The sequence below is a fragment of the Pantoea sp. X-Soil-ISGK-275 genome (genome assembly GCF_059730795.1).
In genome coordinates this window covers 3,332,091-3,350,473 of the sequence record NZ_AP035976.1, presented here as the reverse complement: position 1 = coordinate 3,350,473, position 18,383 = coordinate 3,332,091, and the positions used below count along the sequence as shown (strand labels likewise).

Genomic DNA, 18,383 nt, shown 5'->3' with positions numbered 1-18,383 from the left:
TCGCCATTCATGGCGACCTCTACTCACCCGCACCTGAATCCTGAATCCGCCTCACAAAACGCTGTATCCCACTGCACACCTCACCCGATTCCCTGCGCAACGTTTCCCAACACTGATTTCCCTCGCTTGTTCAGCCTCATGCTGCTGGGCACATTACCCGCCATGAACAGAAACGATAACCACGGCTTCACTTTGCCCGAACTGCTATTGGTGATGGTGATCGCCGGCATACTTAGCGCTGGCGCGCTGCAAGGTTGGCAGCGATGGCAGCAATATCAACAGCTGCGCGACAGCGTACTGCAACTGCAGGGATTTCTGCTGCGCCTGCGCGCCCATGCTAACTGGCACAATCGCGATCTCACGCTGTGGCTACAAAGCGGTGAAAACGGTTGTCTTGGCGCGGGAGCCAAACCGGCAGAAGGCTGCGCATTGCCCTCGCGCTGGTTATTTAAACCGCCGCACGACAGCGTGCGCCTTGTCGCCATCACCGGCGACGTCGGTTTTTACGGACGGCGTGATGTTGCGCGTCCTGGCAGCATCGATCTCGCCAGTGCGGCGGGGCGCTGGCGCTTAATCATCTCCGCCAGAGCGCGCATCCGCGCCTGCCAGCCGGGAGAAAAAGGATGCGAATAGCGCAACGTGGATTCAGCCTGCTGGAGATGCTGATTGCCATGGCGATAGGCGCGGTACTGATGATCAGCGTCGGGCGATTTTTACCGCTGCTGCTGGAGCAGAATCTGCGCCTGCAACAGCGCGTGCAGTTACAGCAGGAGCTGCAGCAGATCGTCAATACGCTGCAAAAAGCGCTGCGCCGAGCTGGCTATTGTCACGGCCAGTGCAGCGGTTCGGCGCTAACGATTGCCGCCAGCGGCAGTTGCGTTTTACTGCGCTGGGATGAGAATAGCAACGGGCGCTGGGAAGGTGTGGGCCACAGCGAAAGTGACTATTACGGCTATCGGCTGCGCAGCGGACAGCTTGAAATGCAGCGTGGCGTGGATGAGTGCAACAGCAGCGGTTGGGAGAAACTCTCCGATCCGGCGTTTCTCACCATCGATACCTTCAAGCTTGAGCGGCAGGGAACGCGTCTGGTGCTGCAACTGGCGGGACACGCTGACAGCCAAAGCGTAGAACTGGAAAACTGGATTGAAGGAATCAATCTGTGAAGCAGCGCGGCAATAGCACGCTGGGCATGGTGCTGATGATGTTACTGATGGGCGGATTGACGCTACACGCCACGCGAACGCAGCTTTCGCAAAGCATGGTATTAGTGGCTGACGAGCAACTGCACGGCCAGGATTTCTGGCAGGCGCAGGCGGCGTTAGAGTGGGGCAGCGTGCAAAACTGGCCGCAGGCCACCGGCTGGCAATGTCAGCAATGGACAGCAGAGCAGTGGCAAAGCTGCCTGCTACGGATGGAGGATGACAATGCGTTGTTATCGGGACATGGAGAAGGGCGCGCGCTGTGGCTCTATCGTTGGGTATCAATCCCCAACACGCAACCACAGCGGCAAGCGCATGGCTGGATCGATTACTGTCCGCTGTCGCAGCCGGCGCTGTGCCAGCCAGAAGCAGCAGGGCTTTAGCCTCGCAGAAACACTGGTGGCGATGCTGATGTTGGCGATGACCATCAGCACCTTGCTGCAATATCATCGCGCGCTGGCGCTGGGTTTTAGCCAGCAGTGGCAGCAGCGACAGGCGTGGCGTGTTGCCGGTCAGGCGTTGCTTGGACGTGAGGTTGAGGGATGGCAGAATCAGCGCCAGCAGCAGAGCCTGGCGGGCGGCTGTACGCTGGAGCGCGTGACGGTTACGGGTCCACAGCAGCGTTCCGCCTCACTGGCGCAGCTCAATTGCCACTAGCGGTAGGCATCGCAGGTGATAAACGGTAGAGTGGCTCGGCTGCGTTGTTGTCTTGTGTTTAGGAGAAATATGTTCCGGGTCTATCACTCAAATCAGCTTGATCTGTTGAAGAATCTGGCAGGAATTCTGATTGAAAATCAACCGCTGGCCGACCCGCTGGCGGCTGAGCAGGTGCTGGTACAAAGCCCAGGCATGGCGCAGTGGCTGCAAATGGAGCTGGCTAACAGTTTCGGCATTGCCGCCAACATCGATTTCCCGCTGCCTGCCAGCTTCATCTGGAACATGTTCGTCAAGGTGCTGCCCGATATTCCTGAAGAGAGCGCCTTTACCAAAGCCAGCATGAGCTGGAAGCTGATGCATCGCTTGCCAACTTTGCTGGAGCAGGACGCATTCCAGCCGCTGCGTCACTACCTCAATGATGATGACGATAAGCGCAAGCTGTATCAGCTCAGCGCCCGTGTTGCTGACCTGTTTGACCAATATCTGGTGTATCGCTCGGACTGGCTCAACAGCTGGGAGCGCGGTGAACTGATTGATGGCTTGGGCGAATCGCAGCAGTGGCAGGCGCCGCTGTGGTGCGATCTGGTCAACTTCACCGAAAGCCTGGGTCAGCCGATGTGGCATCGCGCCAATCTCTATGCGCGCTTCATCCAAAAGCTGGAACAGGCGCAAACGCCGCCGGCAGGCTTGCCGCAACGCGTGTTTATTTGCGGTATTTCCGCGCTGCCTCCGGTCTATCTGCAGGCACTGGAAGCGCTGGGTCGGCACATTGATATCCATCTGCTGTTCACCAACCCCTGCCGTCACTATTGGGGCGACATTCAGGATTATGCTTTTCTGGCGAAGCTGCAAAGCCGCCAGCGTCGCCGCATACAATCGGACGAGCTGCAGCCGCTGTTCCGCGATCCAGCCAGCGCGCCGGCATTGTTTAACGACATCGGCGAGCAGCAGCTAACCAATCCGCTGCTGGCATCATGGGGCAAACTGGGGCGCGATAATCTGTTTCTGCTGAGCCAGATGGAATCCGCTGCCAACGACATTGATGCCTTCGTTGAGATGCCACAAGACAATCTGCTGCACAGCTTGCAAGCGGATCTGCTCAATCTGGACGATAGAGCGGTCATTGGCCTTAATGCGGGAGAACTGGCGAACAGCGCCGAGAAACGCCTGCTTGATCCGGAAGATCGCTCGATCACGCTGCAGGTGTGCCACAGCGCCCAGCGTGAAGTTGAAGTGCTGCAAGATCATCTGCTCACGCTGATGGAAGCCAATCCCGAACTCAAGCCGCGCGACATCATCGTGATGGTGGCGGATATCGACAGTTACGCCCCTTTTATTCAGGCAGCTTTTGCCAGCGCGCCGAGCGAACGCTATTTGCCGTTCGCCATTTCCGACCGCCGCGCCAGTCAGGCGCATCCGGCGATTCTGGCGCTGCTCAGCTTGCTGTCGCTGCCTGAAAGTCGCTTTGCCTCCGAAGATGTGCTGGCGCTGCTTGAGGTTCCCGCGCTGGCACAGCGCTTCTCGGTAGATGAAAGCGGGCTGCGACTGCTGCGCCGTTGGGTGATGGAGTCCGGCATTCGCTGGGGATTGGATGATGCCAGCGTAGAAGCGCTGGCGCTGCCGGTAACCGGACAACACACCTGGCGCTTTGGCCTGCAGCGCATGCTGCTCGGCTATGCGCTGGAGAGCCGCAACGGTGACTGGCAAGGGATTCTGCCTTATGACGAATCCAGTGGTTTGATCGCTGAACTGGCGGGTCATCTGGCTGAATTGCTATCGCGACTGGAAGAGTGGCGTGCGCGTCTGGCAGAAGAACGCACGCTGGCAGAGTGGCAGCCGCTGTGCCGTGAGCTGATTGAGTGCTTCTTTAGCGGAGACGCCGAAAGTGAAGCCGCGCTACTGCTGGTGGAAACGCAGTGGAAACAGATTATTGAACAAGGCATGCAGGCGGCGTATCAACAGCCAATTCCGGTTACGCTGCTGCGTGATGAGCTGCGTTCACGCCTCGATCAACAGCGCATCAGCCAACGTTTTCTCGCTGGACCCATCAACTTCTGTACGCTGATGCCGATGCGTTCCATTCCCTTCAAAGTCGTGTGTTTGCTGGGCATGAACGATGGCGTCTATCCGCGCACCTTAGCGCCGCTTGGTTTCGACCTGATGCAGCAACAGATGCGCAAAGGCGACCGTAGCCGCCGCGACGATGACCGCTATCTGTTCCTCGAAGCGCTGATCTCGGCGCAGCAGCAGCTCTATATCAGCTACATTGGCCGGGCGATTCAGGACAACACGGAGCGCTATCCATCGGTATTAGTGAGCGAGCTGGTGGATTATCTGGGACAAAGCTTCCGTCTGCCGGGGGATGAAGCACTTGAACCCGATATCAGTGAGCAACGCGTGCGCGACCATCTGCAAAAGCTGCACAGCCGCATGCCGTTTGCCGCAGAGAACTTCCAACCGGGCGCACCCGGGCAAAGCTTTGCTGCGGATTGGTTGCCAGCGGCCAGCGGCAGCGGCGTGGCACAGCCGGATTTTGTACAGCCTTTGCCGCCTGCACCGTTAGAAACCTTGTCGCTGGAGCAACTGCTGCGCTTCTGGCGTCATCCGGTGCGCGCCTGGTTCCAGCAGCGCTTGGGTGTGGCCTTCTGGATGGAAGAGAGCGAACTGCCCAACAGCGAACCGTTCGCGCCTGATAGCCTCGAACGCTACCAAATCAACGCCCAATTACTGAATACGCTGGTCAACGGTGACGATCCGGCGCAACTGTATGCGCGCCATCGCGCGGCAGGCAATCTGCCTTACGGCGCGTTCGGGGAACTTTTCTGGCAGAGCCAGACCGAAGAGATGCTGGAAGTGGCAGTCGAGGTGAGTGGTCAACGCCAGCCCGCCGAAAGTTGGGAAATCAATCTGGCGCTCGGCGCAGTGCAATTGACCGGCTGGCTAACGCAGGTGCAAGCTGATGGCCTGCTGCGCTGGCGTCCGGGCGTGCTGAACATGAATGATGGTCTGCTGCTATGGCTGGAACATCTGGTGTATTGCGCATTGGGCGGCAGCGGTGAAAGCCGCATGTACGGTCGTAAACAGAGTCACTGGCGCTTCGCGGCGCTGCCTGCTGAACAGGCGCTGTCGCTGCTGAATGAGTATGTTGTGGGTTATCAGGCCGGATTAGTCCAGCCGCTGATGCTACTGAATAAATCCGGCGGCGCCTGGCTGGAAGCCAGCTTTGACAGTAAGTCGCAGCAGTTGCTGGAAGACGAAGCAACGCAGAAAAAGGCACTTAACAAATTGCTGCAAGCCTGGCAGGGTGGTTTCCAGGTGGAAGGCGAGGGCAGCGATCCCTATCTGCAGCGCCTGAGTCGCTCATTGGATGATGATGCCGTGCAGGCGATAACTGCCGCCGCACGCCAATGGTATTTGCCGGTGCGCCTGGCGCATCAAAATGATGAATAGCAAGGGAATACGGCCTCATTTGAGGTTGTTCCTGACACGATAAGAAAGTTTGTCTATTTCACCGCTGGGCACACAGCCAGCGGAAAAGGGTAACGTAAGGGGTTTAAATGCGGATTTACGCACGCTGGATTGGAGCGCTGCTGCTGAGCACGTTAGCGCTGAATGCCTTTGCCGATACCGATCGCGGCTGGCAACCCATCAATGACACCATTCGTAAAAGCGATCACGATCCACGCAGTTACCAGGCGATTACATTAAACAACGGCATGACCGTGTTGCTGGTCTCGGATGCCGAAGCGCCTAAATCACTGGCGGCGCTGACCTTACCGATTGGTTCGCTGGACGATCCTAATCAGCAACTGGGTTTGGCGCACTATCTCGAACACATGGTGTTGATGGGATCAAAGCGTTATCCGCAGCCTGATAATCTCGCCGAATTCCTGAAAAAGAATGGCGGCAGCCACAATGCCAGCACCGCGTCGTATCGCACGGCGTTCTATCTGGAAGTGGAAAACAGTGCGCTGCAGCCAGCGGTAGATCGTCTGGCCGATGCGATTGCTGAACCGCTGCTCGATCCGGTTAATGCCGATCGTGAGCGTCATGCGGTCAACGCAGAACTGACCATGGCTCGCTCTCGCGATGGCTTGCGCATGGCGCAGGTGGGCGCAGAAACCCTTAACCCTGCGCATCCGGGTTCGCGCTATTCCGGCGGCAACCTCGATACGTTAAGTGACAAGCCGGACAGCAAATTACATCAGGCGCTGACCGATTTTTGTCACAGCCATTATTCCGCCAATCTGATGAAGGCGGTGATCTACAGCAACAAACCGCTACCCGAGATGGCCGACATTGCGGCAAAAACCTTTGGTCGTGTGGCTAATCATCAGACCACCGTGCCAGAGATTGACGTGCCGGTGGTGACCGACGCGCAGAAGGGCATCATTATCCATTACGTGCCCGCGCAGCCGCGCAAGCAGTTAAAAATTGAGTTCCGTATCCCGAACAACAGCGGCCAGTTCCGCAGTAAAACCGATACGCTGATCAGCTACATTCTCGGCAATCGCAGCAAAAACACCCTCAACGACTGGCTGCAAAAGCAGGGGCTGGCGGATGGCGTCAGTGCAGGTGCTGACCCAATGACCGAGCGCAACAGCGGCGTCTTCGCTATCAGCGTCTCGTTAACCGACAAAGGTCTGGCGCAGCGCGATGAAGTGGTCGCTGCGGTGTTTAGCTACCTCGATATGCTGCGCAGCAAAGGCATCAGTAAAGCGTACTTCGATGAAGTCTCCCACGTGCTGGCGCTGGATTTCCGTTATCCATCGATTACCCGCGATATGGATTACATTGAGTGGCTGGTGGATACCATGCTGCGGGTGCCGGTTGAACACACGCTGGATGCGCCGTATCTGGCAGATCAGTTCGATCCCGCCGCAATCAAAACGCGTCTCGATGAGATGACGCCGCAGAACGCGCGTATCTGGTACATCAGCCCGCAGGAGCCGCATAACAAAGAGGCCTACTTTGTGAATGCGCCCTATCAGGTGGACAAAATCAGCGAGGCCCAATTCAGCGACTGGCAGCAACGCGCCGCACAGCTCCAGCTGTCGATGCCCACGCTGAATCCCTACATTCCGTCGGATTTCTCCATCATTCCTGCCGATGGCAAAACCTACGATCATCCGGTCGCACTGACCAATGGCGACAGCATGCGTATTTACTGGATGCCAAGTCAGCTGTTTGCCAGCGAACCGAAAGCCGCTATCACCCTGGCGCTGCGTAACAAATCCGCGATTAGCGATGCGCGCCAGCAGGTGCTGTTTGGCTTGAATGACTATCTCTCTAGCCTGGCGCTGGATGAACTGAATTCGCAGGCCTCGGTTGGCGGCATCAGTTTCTCCACCGGGGAAGATGATGGCATCGTGTTTAGCGCCAGCGGTTTTACCCAACGTCTTCCGGAATTGCTGAAGAAGCTGGTGGAAGGTTACGCCACCTTTACGCCGGATCAGCAGCAGCTGGAGCAGGCCAAATCCTGGTATCTGGATCGACTGGAGGCAGCAGAGAAGGGCAAAGCGTTTGAGCAGGCGATTCAGCCGATGCAGATGTTGTCGCAGCTGCCTTACACCCAGCGTGAAACGCGCCGCAAACTGGTGAAGGACATCACGCTGAAAGAGGTCACCGATTACCGCGATGCGCTGATTCATCATGCAACGCCGGAAATGATGGTGGTGGGCAATCTCTCTGCCGATCGCGTGAAACAGCTCGGCGATGAGCTGCAGCAGCAGTTGCAGAGCGATGGTCACGGCTACTGGCACAGTGATTATGTGTCGGTGGATAAAGCGATGAAGGCCAACCTGCAAAAAGCCGGCAGTAGCACCGATTCGGCGCTGGCCGCACTGTATGTGCCGTTGGGCTTCAGCGAATATCAAAGCATGGCCAACAGCACCATGCTGAGCCAGATCGTCCAACCCTGGTTCTACAACCAGTTGCGTACCGAAGAGCAGCTCGGCTACGCGGTGTTTGCGTATCAGATGCCGATTGGTCGGCAATGGGGCATCGGTTTCCTGCTGCAAAGTAACAGCAAGCAGCCGGCGTTTTTACTGCAACGCTTCCAGGCGTTTTATCCGCAGGCGGAACAGCGTCTGCGCAGCATGAAAGCGGAAGATTTTGCCCAGTATCAGCAGGCGCTAATTAACGATATGAAGCAGCGCCCGCAAACGCTGGATGAAGAGGCGAACCGCTTTAACCGTGACTTTAAACGTCAGAACTTTGCTTTCGATACGCGTGAAAAGGCGATTGAGCAAATCCAGCAGCTAACACCAGCTGGTCTGGCCGACTTCTTCCATCAGGCGGTATTAGCACAAACAGGCATGGCGATGATTTCTCAGATTGGCGGCAGCCATGATGGCGCGACCAAAGATGACTACGCACAGCTGCCGGGCTGGACCACATGGGATGAGGTCCAGAAACTGCAGCAATCGTTGCCCGTGAAGAGTGACGCGCAATGAGTCTGCTACCTGAATCGCTCAATCCTCTGACGCTGCCGCTGCGCGGTGAGCGTCTGATTGAGGCCTCCGCAGGGACCGGTAAAACCTTTACCATCGGGCTGCTCTATCTGCGGCTGCTGCTGGGATTGGGCGGACAACATGCTTATTCGCGTCCGCTGTCGGTCGAAGAGATTCTGGTGGTGACCTTTACCGAGGCCGCTACCGCTGAACTGCGCGGGCGTATTCGCGCCAACATCCACGAGCTGCGGTTAGCCTGCCTGCGCGGCATTAGCAGCAATCCGATGCTGATGCAGCTGCTGCAAGAGATCCCGAAACCCGCCGATGCCGCCTCGCTGCTGCTGGCCGCCGAACGTCAGATGGATGAAGCCGCCATTTTCACCATCCACGGCTTCTGCCAGCGCATGCTGAATCTCAACGCCTTTGAGTCCGGCATGCTGTTTGAACAACAGCTGATTGAGGATGAACAGCTGCTGCTGCGCCAGGCGACCGCCGATTTCTGGCGTCGTCACTGCTATCCGCTGACGCTGGATGTTGCGCGGGTAATTGTCAGTGAATGGAGCGGCCCAGAGCAGTTGCTTTCCACTTTGCGTCCGTGGTTGCAGGGCGAATCGCCCAGCCTGCTTCTGCCGCCTGCTGACAGTGAAACTCTGGCTTCACGCCACAGCGAAAACCTGGCGCGTATCGCCGCCATGAAAGCGCAATGGCTGGCGGTGGGTGAAGAGGTGCTGACGCTGGTGGGGCAATCTGATGTGGATAAGCGCAGCTACAGCAGCAAAAATTTGCCGGTCTGGGTCAACAAAGTTAGCTCCTGGGCGCAGAGTGAAACGCGTGATTATCAGGTGCCTGCCGAACTGGCGCGCTTCGGTCAGCGCATGCTTGAAGAGAAGACCAAAAAGGGCAATCCGCCGCATCACACCCTGTTTGACGCCATCGACAGTTTCCTTGCCCAGCCGCTGTCGCTGCGCGATCTGGTGATTGCGCGCGCGCTGGTCGAGGTGCGCGCTGCGGTGCGCAAAGAGAAACGTCAGCAGGCGCTGTTAGGCTTTGATGATTTGCTGAGCCGCCTCGACGAAGCCCTGCAACAGCCGAGCGGTGAGCAGCTGGCGCAGGCGATTCGCCAGCGTTTCCCGGTGGCACTGATAGATGAGTTTCAGGACACCGATCCGCTGCAATACCGCATCTTCCGCACGCTTTACATCAATCAGCCAGCGCATGCGCTGCTGCTGATTGGCGATCCCAAACAGGCGATTTACGCGTTTCGTGGCGCGGATATTTTTACCTATATCCGCGCGCGCAGCGAAGTCAGTGCGCACTACACGCTGGACACCAACTGGCGCTCGTCGCCAGCGATGGTCAATAGCGTTAATCAACTGTTTGCACGCCTCGACGCGCCCTTCCTGTTTGCGGAGATCCCGTTCCAGCCGGTGCAGTTCGCACCACCAAACCAGCCGTTGTCTCTTAGCATCGATCAGGTTGAGCAAGCGGCGTTACGCTTCTGGCTACAACCAGGCGAAGGCTGCAGCGTTGGCGATTATCAGCAACGTATGGCGCAGCAGTGTGCAGCCGATATTAGTCGCTGGTTGCAGGCCGGGCAGCAGCAGCGCGCGATGCTGGGCAAAGCGCCCACTTTGCGGCCGGTACAAGCCTCTGACATCACCGTGCTGGTGCGCAGCCGTAACGAAGCCAACCTGATTCGCGAAGCACTCAATCTGCTGGGCATTCCATCGGTTTACCTCTCGAATCGCGACAGCGTTTACACCACGCCGGAAGCGCGTGAGCTGTTATGGCTGTTGCAGGCAGTACTGGCGCCGGAGCAGGAGCGTATGCTGCGCACCGCGCTGGCAACCTCGCTGTTTGCTTTTGATGCCTCGCAGCTGGATGCGCTGGATCAGGATGCGCGCGGTTGGGATGAACTGGTGGATACCTTTGCCCGCTGGCAGCTGGTGTGGCAGCAGCGTGGCGTTTTGCCGATGCTGCGCGAAATGATGCTGGAGCGCCAGCTGGCGGAAAATCTGCTGGCATCAGAGAACGGCGAGCGTCGTCTGACAGATTTACTGCATCTGGGCGAACTGCTGCAGGAAGCGGCTGCACAACTGGATAGCCCGCATGCGCTGGTGCGCCATCTGGCACAGCAGATCGCGCGTCCGGACAGCCAGTCTGCCAGCCAGCAGCTGCGTCTGGAGAGCGATCGCCATCTGGTGCAGATTGTCACCATCCACAAATCTAAAGGGCTGCAGTATCCGCTAGTGTGGCTGCCGTTCGCCGCCGGTTTCCGCGAGGCGGATACCGCGCTCTATCACGATCGTGAGAACTTTGACGCGGTACTGGATCTGCAAGCCGATGAGGAGAGCCTGGCGCTGGCCGAACAGGAGCGTCTGGCAGAGGATTTGCGCCTGCTCTACGTGGCGTTGACCCGTTCGATCTATCACTGCAGCGTCGGCGTGGCGCCATTGTTTCGCGGCACGCGCAAGAAAGAGGGCGAGAGCGATTTGCATAAAAGCGCGCTCGGTTTTCTGTTGCAACGCGGCGAAGCGGCGACGGCCGAACAGCTCGGTGCATTACTGCATGACATGGACGCGGCGGGCACCGATGTGGTGCTGGCAGAAGATATGCAAGCCGAGCGCTGGCAGGTTGAGGCAGTCGCCGATAGCGAATTGGGTGCGCGATCCGTAACGCGCGTGCTGGCCGATCCGTGGCGCGTGACGAGTTACTCTGGTTTGCAGCAGCACAGTTCTCATCGTCTGCTTGAGGTGATGCCGAATTTCGATGTGGAAGCAGCTGGCGAAGAGGATCGTGAAGAGGAAGGGGAAGCGGCGCTTACGCCACATCACTTCCCGCGCGGTGCTGCGCCGGGAACGTTTTTGCATGAACTGTTCGAATCACTGGATTTCCCGCAGCCGCCTTCCGAGGAGAAGCTGGCGCAACATCTGCAGCAAAACGGCTATTCGCTGCACTGGCAGCCGATGCTCAGCGCGTGGATTACGCGCGTATTGAGCACGCCGCTTAACGCGCAGGGCATTCATCTGGCGCAGGTGCAGAGCAGCGATCGGTTGGTGGAGATGGCGTTCTATCTGCCAATTGACAACGTGCTGACCGCGCGTGAACTGAGCGCGTTGATTGCTCAGGATGCCTTATCGGCGCAGGCTCCACCGCTCGATTTCCGTCAGGTTCAGGGCATGCTGAAAGGCTTTATCGATCTGGTATTCCGCTGGCAGGGCAAATATTACCTGCTGGATTATAAATCCAACTGGCTCGGCGACAGCCATGAAGCTTACACGCCGCAGGCAATGGCGCAGGCGATGATCGACCACCGCTACGATTTGCAGTACCAGCTCTACACGCTGGCGCTGCACCGCTATTTACAACATCGCGTGCCGGATTACGATTATGAGCAGCATTTCGGCGGCGTGTTTTATCTCTTCCTGCGTGGCATGGACGGCAGCTCGCCAGACAACGGCGTGTTCCACACCCGTCCGACGTTCGATTTTGTTTCACAACTGGATAGCCTGTTTCGCGGGCCGGGAGCGACAGCATGAGCGGTATGACCGCGCTTTTAGCACAAGCGGCTGAGCTGCGTTTGCTGCGCTCGCTGGATGTCCAGTTCGCCCAACTGCTGGCTGATGACGAGCAACCGGCGCGTCTGCTGCTGGCGGCCTGCCTGAGCGCGGAAGCGGGAGATGGGCATGTCTGTTTGCCGTTATCACAGCTGAGCCGCGACAACCTGTTTAAAGGGCGTCATGCGGAGCTGGCGCAGGCTATCTGGCAAGCGGCAGGCGAACCGCAGGGTTGGCCGGCAATTTTAGCCGGCTGGTCGGCGCTGAGTCGCAGCGAGCAAGCGGCACCCATCGTGCTGAGCGAAGATCGTCTCTATCTGCATCGCCTTTGGCACAACGAAGGGCAGGTGGCACGCTTCTTTCAGTCACAGTCAACAGCACAGCCTTTTGCGCCTGAACAGGTCCGGCAAGTACTGGATCAGCTGTTTGGCAGCGAGCCGGATAACTGGCAGAAAATTGCGGCTGCGGTGGCGCTGACGCAGAAAACTGCGGTGATCTCGGGCGGTCCCGGCACCGGCAAAACCACCACGGTAGCGAAACTGCTGGCGGCGCTGATCCGTCTTAGCGAAGGCGCGTTACGTATTCAGTTGGCTGCACCGACCGGCAAAGCGGCGGCGCGCCTCACCGAATCGCTGGGCAAGGCGCTGCAAAAGCTGCCGGTGAGCGAGGCGGAACGGCAGCGCTTTCCCGCTGATGCCACCACGCTGCACCGCTTGTTAGGCGCGCAGCCGGAAACGCAGCGCCTGCGCTATCACGCCGGGAATCCGCTGCATCTGGATGTGCTGGTGGTGGATGAGGCCTCAATGGTCGATCTCGGCATGATGGCGAACCTGATTGCGGCATTGCCAGCGCAGGCGCGCGTGATATTTCTTGGCGATCGCGATCAGCTGGCGTCGGTGGAAGCGGGCGCGGTGCTCGGTGATATCTGTCGCTGTGCTGAAGCCGGTTACAGCCCGATACGTGCTGCGCAGCTGAGCGAACTCACCGGCAGCCAGGTGGCGGGCATTGATGACATCCGCGCACCCGCCGTACGCGACGCGATTTGCCTGCTGCGTAAAAGCTACCGCTTTGATGCCAACTCCGGCATTGGCCAACTGGCCGCAGCGGTTAACGCCGGTGATGTAAAGGCGGTTGAAGCTGTGTTCCAGGCCGGGTTCAGCGATATCACCCGTCAACCTTTGCAGGATGCGGATGCGTATCAGGCGATGCTGACGGAGATTGCTGCCGGTTATCAGCCATTCCTGAAACTTATTAGCCAACGCGCTGATCCTGCAGAGATTATCGCGGCATTTGGCCGATATCAGCTGCTGTGCGCGCTGCGTGAAGGGCCGTTTGGCGTGCAGGGATTGAACCAGCGTATTGAGCAGAAGCTGATGCAGCTGCAGCTGATTCGTCGTCCAACCGGCGGCAGTCGCTGGTATCAGGGACGTCCGGTGATGGTGACACGCAACGACAGCGCGCTGGGCCTGTTTAACGGCGATATCGGCATTACGCTGTTTGATGAGGAAGGTCTGCTGAAAGTGTTCTTCCCGTTGCCGGATGGCAGCATTAAAGCGGTGCAGCCGAGCCGATTGCCGACGCACGATACCGCGTGGGCGATGACGGTACATAAATCGCAGGGTTCGGAGTTTGATCATACGGCGCTGGTGATGCCGGCGCAGTTTCTGCCAGTGTTAACGCGCGAACTGATTTACACCGCGATTACCCGCGCACGTAAGCAGCTGACGTTGTATAGCGATGACTGCGTGTTCCGCCGTGCTGTGCAGTTGCGTACCCAGCGACGCAGCGGTTTGCTGGAGCGGTTGAGCGGTGAGTAAAGCTGGTGCGGTGATGGACAAGGTCGGCATTAATGCCGACCCTACGGGAATGGTTTCGTATGGCCGATATGAACGGTTTTAGTAGGGTCGCCATTCATGGCGACCAATCACACCAACCGCACTTAACCCAAATCCGCCATCAGCACTTTTGAACGGCGCTGATAGTTATACATCTGCTTCTTGCTCTCAGGCAGCGACTCAATATCCACCGGCGTAAAGCCACGCTCCTGGAACCAGTGAATGCTGCGCGTGGTTAACACAAACAGCTTCTTCAGCCCCATCTGACGCGCCTGTAACGCCACGCGATCCAGCAACAGTTCGCCACGCGACGAACTACGGTAATCCGGATGCACTGCCACACAAGCCATCTCGCCAATCTGCTCATCCGGGAACGGATAGAGCGCGGCGCAGGCGATGGTCAGGTTATCGCGCTGAATAATGGTGAACTTATCAATCTCCATCTCCAGCTGCTCGCGGGAACGACGCACCAGAATCCCTTGCTGCTCCAGCGGGCGAATCAGTTCAAGAATACCGCCGATATCGTTGATGTTGGCGCGACGAATCTGCTCGGCCGACTCCATCACAATCTGGGTACCGATACCGTCGCGCGAGAACAGCTCTTGCAGCAACGCACCATCTTCCTGATAGCTAATCAGGTGGCTGCGACGCACGCCGCTGCGGCAGGCTTTTACCGCACCACGCAAGAAACGCACGGTGCCAGAAAGGAAATCGCCGTCGCTTTCCATCTCGTCAATGCGCGCCTGGGCTTCGTTCGGGAACAGTTCAGAAATAATCGTGCCTTCGCGATTGGTCACGCCCTGTTCAGAGCAGAAACCAATCATCTTCTCGGCTTTCAATTTGATCGCCAGCTGCGTCGCCACTTCTTCTGACGTCAGGTTAAAACTCTCACCGGTCACAGAAACCGCCACCGGACCGAGCAGTACAATCGCGTCGTTGTCCAGCTGACGATGAATCGCTTCCTCATCAATACGACGAATACGGCCGCTGTGGCAGTAATCAACGCCATCGTCCACGCCCAGCGGCTGCGCGATGATGAAGTTGCCGCTCACCACATTAATATGCGCACCTTGCAGCGGCGTGTTGTTTAGGCTCATCGACAGACGCGCGGTGATATCCAGCTGTAAACGACCTGCGGCTTGCTTTACCAGCTCAAGGGACTGCGCATCGGTCACGCGGGTGTGTTTGTGGTAAATCGGTTCCAGCTGTTGCTGGGCCATGCTGGCGTCAATCTGCGGACGCGCACCATAAACCACCACCAGGCGAATGCCGAGGCTATGCAGCAAACCGATGTCATTAACGATGCTTGAGAAGTTCTCATGCTCGATGGCCTCGCCACCCAACATGATGACAAAGGTCTTGTCACGATGGGTATTTATATAGGGAACGGTATGGCGAAAACCCTGAACCAGTTCTGTACTGCGTTCCTTCACGGCAAAGCCCTCTGTGCATGTTTATTCGTAATTTTCGTATTTTTATGCTCTTTTGCCCCTTATTGCAAGCGCCGGGCCTGACGTTACTTTACGATTTTCCTGATGCAACACGCGCTAACAGCCTGCATTATCTGGGTTTTCCGGCAAGACAAGACAATTCTCATCGAACAAAGTTTTCACTTTCTTGCCATCAAGTGACGATTTTTTAGACATAACACAGTAGTTGGAGCGGCATGTCCGAAGCTTTCACACGACGACGATTATTACAGGGCGCAGGCGCACTATTCATGCTGAGCGTCACGCGCACCGGGCTGGCTGCCAGTCAGCACATTGTGGCGGTGCGCATCTGGCCATCATCGACTTACTCCCGCGTTACACTGGAATCGAACGTTCCCCTTAAGTACAAGCAGTTCACGCTGAGTCATCCCGATCGTCTGGTTATTGATGTTGAAAATATGCACATCAATCCGGTCCTGAAAGGGGTCGATAAGTTGGTGCGCGTGGACGATCCCTTCATCAAAACGGCACGCGTGGGTCAGTTTGACGCCAACACGGTACGCCTTGTACTGGAACTGAAGCGCAGCACGGCACCTAAGACCTTCACCCTGGCGCCGGTGGCGGGCATCAAGCATCGCTTAGTGGTCGATCTCTATCCTAATCAGCAATCACGGGAAGAGGATCCGCTACTGGCATTACTGCAGGATTACAATCAGGGCGATCTTGAGCGCGATCAGCCGGTGCAGGCGGCGCTGCCGGGGAAAGCGGGGCGCGATCGCCCGATTATTATCATGATCGATCCCGGACATGGCGGTGAAGATCCTGGCGCGCATGGCAAATACAAAACGCGTGAGAAAGATATCGTGCTGAAGATTGGTCGCTATCTGAAGGCGCTGATCGACAAAGAGCGCAACATGAAAGCCTACATGACGCGCAATGAGGATGTGTTCATCCCGCTGCGCGTTCGCGTGGCGAAAGCGCGTAAGCAGCGTGCGGATCTGTTTATCTCGATCCACGCTGATGCCTTCACCAGTCGCGCCGCGCGCGGTTCATCGGTGTTTGCGCTCTCAACCAGCGGCGCAACTTCAGCGGCAGCGCGCTTCCTCGCCCAAACGCAGAATGAGGCCGATTTGATTGGCGGCGTCAGCATGAGCGGCGATCGCTATCTCGACCACACCATGTTTGACATGGTGCAGCGGCAAACCATCAGCGACAGCCTGAAGTTTGGCAAAGAGGTACTTTCGCGCATGGGACATATCAACCACCTGCACAAGCGCACGGTCGATCAAGCCGGATTTGCCGTACTGAAAGCGCCGGATATTCCCTCGATTCTGGTGGAAACCGCGTTTATCAGTAATGTCGAAGAGGAGCGCAAGCTGCGCACGTCGCGCTATCAGCATCAGGTGGCCGAGGCGATTCTGCATGGGATTAAAGCGTATTTTGATAAAGGTGCGGCGCTGGCACATCGCTGAGGAGGGCGGCAGCAATGCCGCTTTTTTTGAACGCCAGAAACAAAAAAACACCCGTTAAGGTGTTTAAATGATTGGTTGCGGGGGCCGGATTCGAACCGACGACCTTCGGGTTATGAGCCCGACGAGCTACCAGGCTGCTCCACCCCGCGTCCGTCTGTCGCATTAAGCGACTTTTCACATTGTATTCTTCTTAAGACAATTGGTTGCGGGGGCCGGATTTGAACCGACGACCTTCGGGTTATGAGCCCGACGAGCTACCAGGCTGCTCCACCCCGCGTCCGACTGACGCGTTACACGACACTTCACATTGTCTCTTCATTTAAGAAGAATTGGTTGCGGGGGCCGGATTTGAACCGACGACCTTCGGGTTATGAGCCCGACGAGCTACCAGGCTGCTCCACCCCGCGTCCGTGGATGCGCACTATACTCTGGACGCGCGGCGATGCAACCCCTTTTTGAGACAAAACGCCAAATTTACAGTCAGTTGATGAATAAACTCGCCATCGGGTGAATTATTGTACAGATGTGAGCGTGACCGCTTAGGGCAGATTTCAATCTCTCTGTCCCTTTGCTATCTTCGCCGGGCAAACAATCGATAAAAAGAGAAGGTTATGAAAGGACATTGGGCGAAGTATGCACTTACTGGCGCATTTATCGCGCTGTTAGCGGGCTGTAGTTCCAAACCGACCGACCGCGGTCAACAATATATTGATGGCAAGCTGGAGCAACCGCTCGGGTTGGTCAATCAGCCGAATGCCAAAGGGCGTCCGGTGAACGGTAAAGACTTTGGCGATCAGGTGGTGCAGATTCAAAACGCCTCTTCTGGCCTGTTTGGGCGCAACAACGGCACCTACAGCGCAGTGCAAAACTGGCTGCTGTCCGGCGCCGATACGCGTCAGCTTAATCAGTTTGGTTTGAATGCCTACCAGATGGAAGGCACCGACAATTACGGTAACGTGCAATTTACCGGCTACTACACGCCGGTCGTGGAAGCGCGTTATACCCGTCAGGGCGAGTTCCAGTATCCGATTTATCGTATGCCGCCGCGTCCGCGCGGACAGAAGCTGCCGAGTCGCGCTTCTATATATAGCGGCGGGCTCGACGATCGCTACATCATTGCTTACAGCAACTCGCTGATCGATAACTTCATGATGGATGTGCAGGGCAGCGGCTATGTTGATTTTGGCGATGGCCGTCCGCTGCGCTTCTTTGGCTACGGCGGCAAAAATGGCTGGGCTTACCACAGCATTGGTAAAGAGCTGATCGATCGCGGTGAAGTGAAGCGCGAAGATATGTCGATGCAGGCGATTCGCCAGTGGGCGCAAGAGCATTCGCCACAGGAAGTGCGTTCGGTGCTGGAAACCAACCAATCCTTCGTCTTCTTTAAACCGGAAGAGTATGTGCCGGTGCGCGGTGCCAGCGCGGTACCGCTAATTGCCAAAGCCTCTGTTGCCTCCGATCGTTCACTGATTCCAGCCGGAACCGTGCTGTTAGCGGAAGTGCCGCAGCTGAACGAGAAGGGCAAGTTCAATGGCAAATATGAGATGCGCCTGATGGTGGCGTTGGACGTGGGCGGCGCGATTAAAGGCCAGCACTTCGATATCTATCAGGGCGTTGGCCCCGATGCGGCGCATCTGGCCGGTTTCTACAACCACTATGGCCGCGTCTGGGTATTGAAAGCCGCGCCGGGCACCGGTCAGCCGGTGTTCAGCAACCCACAAAATGGCAACAACGGTTCGCTGCTGTTAGGTTCTAATTAATGTCCCGTTTTAGCGGAAAGG

General features: G+C 57.4%; 11 protein-coding genes and 3 tRNA genes. 10 read left to right on the top strand and 4 right to left on the bottom strand.

Annotated features, from left to right (window positions below):
• Window positions 1-162 precede the first annotated feature (162 nt).
• The 8 genes from AC6I8A_RS15625 to recD all read left to right on the top strand — a co-directional run bounded on the left by AC6I8A_RS15625 (window position 163) and on the right by recD (window position 13,682).
• A complete protein-coding gene (locus tag AC6I8A_RS15625) occupies window positions 163-633 on the top strand; it encodes a prepilin peptidase-dependent protein (protein ID WP_497818746.1) in 471 nt (156 codons plus the stop codon).
• Entirely contained in the window at window positions 624-1,163 is a 540-nt protein-coding gene (locus tag AC6I8A_RS15620; RefSeq protein ID WP_265299335.1) for a prepilin peptidase-dependent protein, read from the top strand. Before AC6I8A_RS15625 ends, AC6I8A_RS15620 begins: the two co-directional genes overlap by 10 nt.
• A complete protein-coding gene (locus AC6I8A_RS15615) occupies window positions 1,160-1,582 on the top strand; it encodes a DUF2509 family protein (RefSeq protein ID WP_256697258.1) in 423 nt (140 codons plus the stop codon). The genes AC6I8A_RS15620 and AC6I8A_RS15615 overlap by 4 nt, the downstream gene beginning before the upstream one ends.
• On the top strand, window positions 1,515-1,856 hold the full coding sequence (locus AC6I8A_RS15610; protein WP_256697257.1) for a prepilin-type N-terminal cleavage/methylation domain-containing protein: 342 nt from the start codon (window positions 1,515-1,517) through the stop codon (window positions 1,854-1,856). The genes AC6I8A_RS15615 and AC6I8A_RS15610 overlap by 68 nt, the downstream gene beginning before the upstream one ends.
• Window positions 1,857-1,925: 69 nt before the next feature.
• On the top strand, window positions 1,926-5,306 hold the full coding sequence (recC, locus tag AC6I8A_RS15605) for an exodeoxyribonuclease V subunit gamma (RefSeq protein WP_497818745.1): 3,381 nt from the start codon (window positions 1,926-1,928) through the stop codon (window positions 5,304-5,306).
• 107 nt (window positions 5,307-5,413) lie between these two features.
• Entirely contained in the window at window positions 5,414-8,311 is a 2,898-nt protein-coding gene (gene ptrA, locus AC6I8A_RS15600; protein WP_497818744.1) for a pitrilysin, read from the top strand.
• Window positions 8,308-11,847, top strand: a complete 3,540-nt coding sequence (recB, locus tag AC6I8A_RS15595; protein WP_497818743.1) for an exodeoxyribonuclease V subunit beta — start codon at window positions 8,308-8,310, stop codon at window positions 11,845-11,847. The genes ptrA and recB overlap by 4 nt, the downstream gene beginning before the upstream one ends.
• Window positions 11,844-13,682, top strand: coding sequence for an exodeoxyribonuclease V subunit alpha (gene recD, locus AC6I8A_RS15590; RefSeq protein WP_497818742.1), 1,839 nt, complete (start codon window positions 11,844-11,846; stop codon window positions 13,680-13,682). The genes recB and recD overlap by 4 nt, the downstream gene beginning before the upstream one ends.
• A gap of 122 nt (window positions 13,683-13,804) precedes the next feature.
• Here recD and argA read toward each other — a convergent pair whose 3' ends face one another.
• On the bottom strand, window positions 13,805-15,133 hold the full coding sequence (argA, locus tag AC6I8A_RS15585) for an amino-acid N-acetyltransferase (protein ID WP_265299340.1): 1,329 nt from the start codon (window positions 15,131-15,133) through the stop codon (window positions 13,805-13,807).
• Window positions 15,134-15,366: 233 nt separating this feature from the next.
• Here argA and amiC point away from each other — a divergent pair, with 233 nt between their 5' ends.
• Window positions 15,367-16,602, top strand: coding sequence for an N-acetylmuramoyl-L-alanine amidase AmiC (gene amiC / locus AC6I8A_RS15580; RefSeq protein ID WP_265299341.1), 1,236 nt, complete (start codon window positions 15,367-15,369; stop codon window positions 16,600-16,602).
• Between the two features lie 72 nt (window positions 16,603-16,674).
• Here amiC and AC6I8A_RS15575 read toward each other — a convergent pair.
• The 3 genes from AC6I8A_RS15575 to AC6I8A_RS15565 all read right to left on the bottom strand — a co-directional run bounded on the left by AC6I8A_RS15575 (window position 16,675) and on the right by AC6I8A_RS15565 (window position 17,009).
• Window positions 16,675-16,751: transfer RNA gene (locus AC6I8A_RS15575), tRNA-Met, on the bottom strand.
• A 51-nt stretch (window positions 16,752-16,802) separates the two neighbouring features.
• Window positions 16,803-16,879: transfer RNA gene (locus tag AC6I8A_RS15570), tRNA-Met, on the bottom strand.
• A gap of 53 nt (window positions 16,880-16,932) precedes the next feature.
• A tRNA-Met gene (locus AC6I8A_RS15565) sits at window positions 16,933-17,009 on the bottom strand.
• 204 nt (window positions 17,010-17,213) lie between these two features.
• Here AC6I8A_RS15565 and mltA point away from each other — a divergent pair.
• Window positions 17,214-18,362: a murein transglycosylase A gene (mltA, locus tag AC6I8A_RS15560; protein ID WP_265299342.1), complete on the top strand. Its 1,149-nt coding sequence runs from the start codon at window positions 17,214-17,216 to the stop codon at window positions 18,360-18,362.
• Window positions 18,363-18,383: the final 21 nt, after the last annotated feature.